Consider the following 5,017-nt stretch of genomic DNA (forward strand, 5'->3'; position numbering starts at 1 on the left):
ACGCCAATATCCTCGCATGGTCATCCTGGCGCAGGGCTCATCAGGCCAACGCGCGCAAAGCCCATCTCAAGAACAAAATGCAACTGTAATGCTAGCACTACTTTGGCAGAATGTGTTTGCGCCACTGTTTTTCAAGGAGTTTCTTTCGGCAATATGGGCACTGCTGAGACGGCGGCCGAAGGATGAGATCGACGATGGCGTGACGTACGGCGGGCATGGCTGGCTGGGGCGGGGGCCCGTTGATTCTTTTTTTTTTCTGCCCCGCGTGTGCGAGGCGATGGTGTTGCAGGAAGGCGTAGGCAATCATTGTCATCAGGGCGTGGCGATGAAGACCCTGCCATGATCGCCCTTCGAAGTGATCAAGTCCAAGCTCCTCCTTCAGCTGTTGAGTCGGTCCGCCTGGTTGAGCAGCTCCGTCTCCAGCGGCGCCGCATCCCAGACACCGTCCAGATACGCGGAAAGACTTATCACCAGCATCTCGCGGACGCTAAGGGGGCACCCGACGCGTGGCGGCCAGAAGCAGTCGCTTTGGCTCAGGCGCTCCGCTTTTCCGGGGCGGTTTGCCACGGCCGATGCATGGCACGACGAGGCGCGCAGGCTGCTCGCACCGCTGCTTCCGGCCGACGGCCCCATCCATCAATCAGCGGCTTCGTCGCAATGGTGAGTTGGAGAAGGTGTTGTTAGTCGCGCCTGCATCGGGCGACCCGGCACGGACAATCCATAGCGTGAAAGGTATGGAGTTTCCCGGGATCTGCGTAGTGATGTCGCCGAGCACTGCGAAGGGCATCATCGATTCTCTGGCCGGTGCCGCTGCGGGCGACAACGAAGAAGCTCGCAAAATCTACGTCGGTGCATCAAGGGCGCGGCGTCTTCTGGCGATCGCGCTGCCGCGGTCGCAAGCCTCGCGTCTGCGGGATTTGATGGTAGCGATGGGCGGCGCCGTTGAGCTGTTACGCTCTAGCAGCCGCCGCTCAAGCCCTTAATTTAGTCCCGTCGCTTTCATCCACCTCACCAGAGAGCCGAGCCGTAGACCGGCGCTGTAGTGATGCGATGATGTTGTCCAACCGTCGCAGCAAGTCATCGTAAGTCAGGATGTCGATCATATTGGCGAACTTGCGCTTGATGATCTCCAGATCGAGTTGCTGGCTCCCATCTAGTGGCCCGAGTCACAAGTTCGCAATCGTAGATTCGCGTCGCTGTGCCAGAGAGGCGGCTGCAACAGTGACGGAGGATCTGATAGCGGCCCAGCGACTTGCACCCCTGATATTGAGCGATGATGAGCGTGCTGAGCTTCAGTCGCTGACAATGCGGCGAAAGACGGCCCAGGCGCTGGCTCTGAGAGCCCGGATCGTGCTGACCTGCGCGGAAGGCGGTCAGAACAAGGAAACGCGGCCAAGCTGGGCCTAGAGCGGGGGACGGTAGGCAAATGGCGGCGGCGCTTTGTGGAGCAGCGCGTGGCCGGGCTGCACGATGAGCCGCGCTCGGGGGCACCGCGCACCATTGACGATGGTCGCATCGAAGCCGTGATCGTGAGGACGCTGGAAAGCGGCCCCGAAAACGCCACTCATTGGAGTTCTCGCGGTATGGCAAAGGCCAGCGGCTTGTCGGTGTCGACGGTGCAACGTATCTGGCGGGCCTTCGGACTCCAGCCGCACCGGCTGGAGTCATTCAAGCTCTCGACCGATCCGAACTTCGTGGCCAAAGTGCACGACGTTGTTGGTCTTTACGTCTCGCCGCCGGCACACGCCATCGTGCTGTGTGTAGACGAAAAGTCTCAAATCCAGGCGCTGGACCGCAGTCAGCCGATGTTGCCGATGCGTCCCGGCCAGCCGGCCTGAAGGAGCCACGATTACAAAAGACACGGCACCACCTCGCTGTTCGCCGCCCTCGACATTGCGACCGGACGGGTTATCGGCAAGTGCTACGGACGGCACCGTGCCGCCGAGTTCCGCAAGTTCTTGGACGAGATCGAGGCCGCTGTGCCGCGCCAACTCGACGTCCATCTCGTCATGGACAACTACGCCACCCACAAAACCCCGCTGATCCAGAAATGGCTGGCTAAACGGCCGCGCTGGCATGTGCACCTGACCCCGACCAGTTCGTCATGGCTCAATCAGGTCGAGCACTTCTTCGCGCTTCTTACCGATAAGAAGTCAGGCGCGGCGTCTATCGCAGCGTAGCCGCCCTGCGGACATCGCCTCGTTCATCGAACGACATAACGTTGATCCCAAGCCGTTCTGGTGGACCAAGTCAGCCGACGACATCCTTGCTTCCATCGAGCGCTTCTGCCGTTACAATGCCCCGGTACAACGCGACGCGATGTTGCGAACTTCTGGTTCAGGACACTAGCGCCGAGGAACCATTCGAACGCCGATCAGGACCAAGAATGATCGAATGATCATGGCCTTCGGGCTTGTGACATGGATTGCCATGCCAGGCGGAAGCTTTGCAGAGTTCCTGTCGACGTAGGGGTACCAACCATGGCCTAAGTCGCGCGCGACCGTCCCAAATCATGCCTTCATAAAGGACAATCGGGAGATGCTGCCCCCTGGAGCGCATGTTCTCGAACAGCAGCTCATAAAAGCTTCTTCAGGCTTGCGCAGTTGCGCTGCCAGCTGATGGATTTTGCATGTGAGTCATTCGTTGAAGCCACATTGCCATACAGCCGTCGCGAATCGCGATCGGCATAGCGCTCATCTTAAATTCTGCATCGCAGGTAAGCGAGGCGGTTTGGTACCGGGACCGTCCAAAAAGACCGGGCCACGGGCCTTACGTTGCCCCGGATGCGCAAGCCGGAAGTTCATCCAAATATGCCATCTCCTCGCGGGTGATGCGATTGAACACCTCTGGGCACGAGATGAGCCATGATCTGCCATTCGGTCTCGCCCTCGAGGCAGAGATTACCTTCCGCGGCCGCCTTGGCACGCTCGATATGTTCGCCAACCTTGCCGTTCAAGAGGCCGTGTTGATTACTATGGCTGAGAAGGATTCGATCAGGAGAGCGTAGCGCTGCATCTCCTCCACGCTATTCAAGAGCGTGTTTAGCAAGGCGCGGATATTGTCGTGCCGCGTTGCATAGTTTCGGAAGTGCCCGTTTGCGGCCGATATCACGGTAAAGACGATGGCGATCAGACGGCGATCTCTTCTGCTTCGCCGGGACCATACGAGGAGATGACTCCAAAGCGATGGCTTAAGGCCGCGATCGCATCTTTTACCGCTGGTGCGCGGACGATAGTCCATTCCCAATTGTCGCGGTAAGGCTCAAGCGCCTTGAACCAAGACGCTCTTTGCGCGCCGATCTCCGCCTTAAGATTGGCTGTTATTCGCTCTTCGAGAGAAGGAAGGCCTTTCCCTCGAAACGTCAGCGCGTCGATCCAAACCAGTTTCGGCGGCTTGTACGCGTCCTCGCCGTCCTTCAAATAGCATTTCAGGACGATCGTCTTTTGCTCGTGGGATGCCTGGACCCCTTCGTGGTCTAAGACAAATGCATCGCCGCGGTGCCGGCGGAATACGTCGCGAAAACTTTGCGGGATATCATCGGTTGTCGGATCGACTTCATAGAGCACCCAGATCAGGTTGCCCCCTTCACGCTCATAATGGTGGGCAGCGGGCGGAGATTTCCGTTTGGAAGGTGTTCGAGAGCTGGATTTCGATCGCAACGGTGCGAGGCCTTGCATTCGATATACACGTCGGGATACCTGCCAAAGCTGTTCTCTGTTGGCGGTAGGTACTGCGCGACTGTACTGCGGACATAACGCACGTCGGCCTTGGCGAGCTTGTCAAACGTTCGCAGAGCATCCGATGGGTGTGGGATGCCTGGTGGCCCTGGTACTGGGCTGCTCGGGCCTCGTCGATCGAAAGTGATCGTGGGTGCCATGGGCAGCTAGGATCCCGCCTCTGCAGTGCACAAAATAGGGAAGCCCGCGCTGGCCCTGCTTTCTTGTCTGGATAAAGACACGACTTTCGTAGCGCAGGCACCTAGCTGTTAACCCGTCCTGGCGGCCAAGGCTCGTCGCCACCCGGAGCTGGTCGATCAGACGATCTGGGAGGTGTTCGAAGCCGAACGCCCCAAACTCGTTCTCTATGCCGGCCGCTTCGACGGCTTCCATGCGGTGACGGCATCGGTTTCGAAGCCCTGCCTGGTGCGCTTCGACAACAACAAGTACTCGGTCGAAGCCAGCGCAGTCGGACGACCGGTCGAGGTTCAAGCCTATGCCGATCGCATCGTGATCCGGCAGGATGGACGCATCGTCGCCGAGCACCCACGATCCTTTGGCCGCGGCGATACCGTCTACGACCCGTGGCATTATGTGCCGGTGCTCGCCCGCAAACCCGGCGCCTTGCGCAACGGTGCTCCCTTCGAGGACTGGGTGCTGCCCGCCGCGATCGAGCGGATCCGGCGCAAGCCTGCCAGCACCGACGACGGCAATCGGCAGATGGTCGACATCCTCAACGCGGTGCTGACTGACGGTCTGCCCGCGGTGGAAGCGGCCTGTGCCGAAGCGCTCAGTCACAGCGTCCATTCCGCCGATGTCGTGCTCAATATCCTGGCCCGTCGACGTGATACGGGGAGGTCAGCTCGCCGTTAGCGTCGGCCTGATCGTTTTGCAAGACCGATAGGCTGAATTACTGACAGGTTGAGCGGCGTTAAGTCGCTCAGTCTAGCCTATCAATTTAGGTAGGCCACTCACGGCGGCTTTCTCGCTAAACCGCACTTCAGCCCCCGTGGGTAAGGGTTCACGGGAAAGCTGGGTGTGGGTTAGCCTTTTGATCCCAGGGCTAACTTCACGGGGCAGTGCGGATGCGGCAGGGATAGCGCCTCTATCCAAGGCCCCCCAGCCGATAAGGGCGCCGAGTCGCATCCGCGCGGCTTTTGAGCCGACGAGGAAGGCGTATGCTCAAGGACAAATCATGGCACCAAAAGCTAGCACTGCTTTGGCAAATTGTTGATTTTGTCGCGTTTTATGGGATTCCGAATCAATTTTTCAATGATTCATGGGTGGTCGGCTCTTGGAGG

At 59.3% G+C, this 5,017-nt stretch carries 3 protein-coding genes and 3 pseudogenes; 4 read left to right on the top strand and 2 right to left on the bottom strand.

Features of this window, described 5'->3' with window-relative positions:
- Positions 1 to 131: 131 nt before the first annotated feature.
- Positions 132 to 388 (bottom strand): annotated as a pseudogene (locus GGD62_RS40415) (IS701 family transposase); the annotation flags it as partial.
- Between the two features lie 184 nt (positions 389 to 572).
- On the opposite strand from GGD62_RS40415, the gene GGD62_RS41640 reads away from it, so the two are divergent.
- From GGD62_RS41640 to GGD62_RS40430, 3 genes and pseudogenes are all read left to right on the top strand, one after another.
- Complete coding sequence (locus tag GGD62_RS41640) at positions 573 to 983, top strand: 3'-5' exonuclease (protein WP_183714827.1); 411 nt, start codon at positions 573 to 575, stop codon at positions 981 to 983.
- A 253-nt stretch (positions 984 to 1,236) separates the two neighbouring features.
- A pseudogene (locus tag GGD62_RS40425) lies at positions 1,237 to 2,349 on the top strand (IS630 family transposase).
- 508 nt (positions 2,350 to 2,857) lie between these two features.
- Positions 2,858 to 3,007, top strand: coding sequence for a hypothetical protein (locus GGD62_RS40430; protein ID WP_164719105.1), 150 nt, complete (start codon positions 2,858 to 2,860; stop codon positions 3,005 to 3,007).
- Positions 3,008 to 3,128: 121 nt separating this feature from the next.
- On the opposite strand, the gene GGD62_RS40435 is transcribed toward GGD62_RS40430, so the two are convergent.
- The gene (locus GGD62_RS40435; protein ID WP_183714830.1) at positions 3,129 to 3,677 is read right to left on the bottom strand and encodes a hypothetical protein; all 549 of its coding nucleotides are present in this window, start codon (positions 3,675 to 3,677) and stop codon (positions 3,129 to 3,131) included.
- Between the two features lie 324 nt (positions 3,678 to 4,001).
- Between GGD62_RS40435 and GGD62_RS40440 the strand changes: the two are divergent.
- A pseudogene (locus tag GGD62_RS40440) lies at positions 4,002 to 4,565 on the top strand (Mu transposase domain-containing protein); the annotation flags it as partial.
- Positions 4,566 to 5,017 lie beyond the last annotated feature (452 nt).

This window comes from Bradyrhizobium sp. ERR14, assembly GCF_014198235.1.
GTDB lineage: Bacteria > Pseudomonadota > Alphaproteobacteria > Rhizobiales > Xanthobacteraceae > Bradyrhizobium.

Coding starts and splice junctions, on each gene's coding strand:
- GGD62_RS41640 (WP_183714827.1), top strand. CDS start 573: ATGCATGGCACGACGAGGCGCGCAGGCTGCTCGCACCGCTGCTTCCGG.
- GGD62_RS40430 (WP_164719105.1), top strand. CDS start 2,858: ATGAGCCATGATCTGCCATTCGGTCTCGCCCTCGAGGCAGAGATTACC.
- GGD62_RS40435 (WP_183714830.1), bottom strand. CDS start 3,677: ATGCAAGGCCTCGCACCGTTGCGATCGAAATCCAGCTCTCGAACACCT.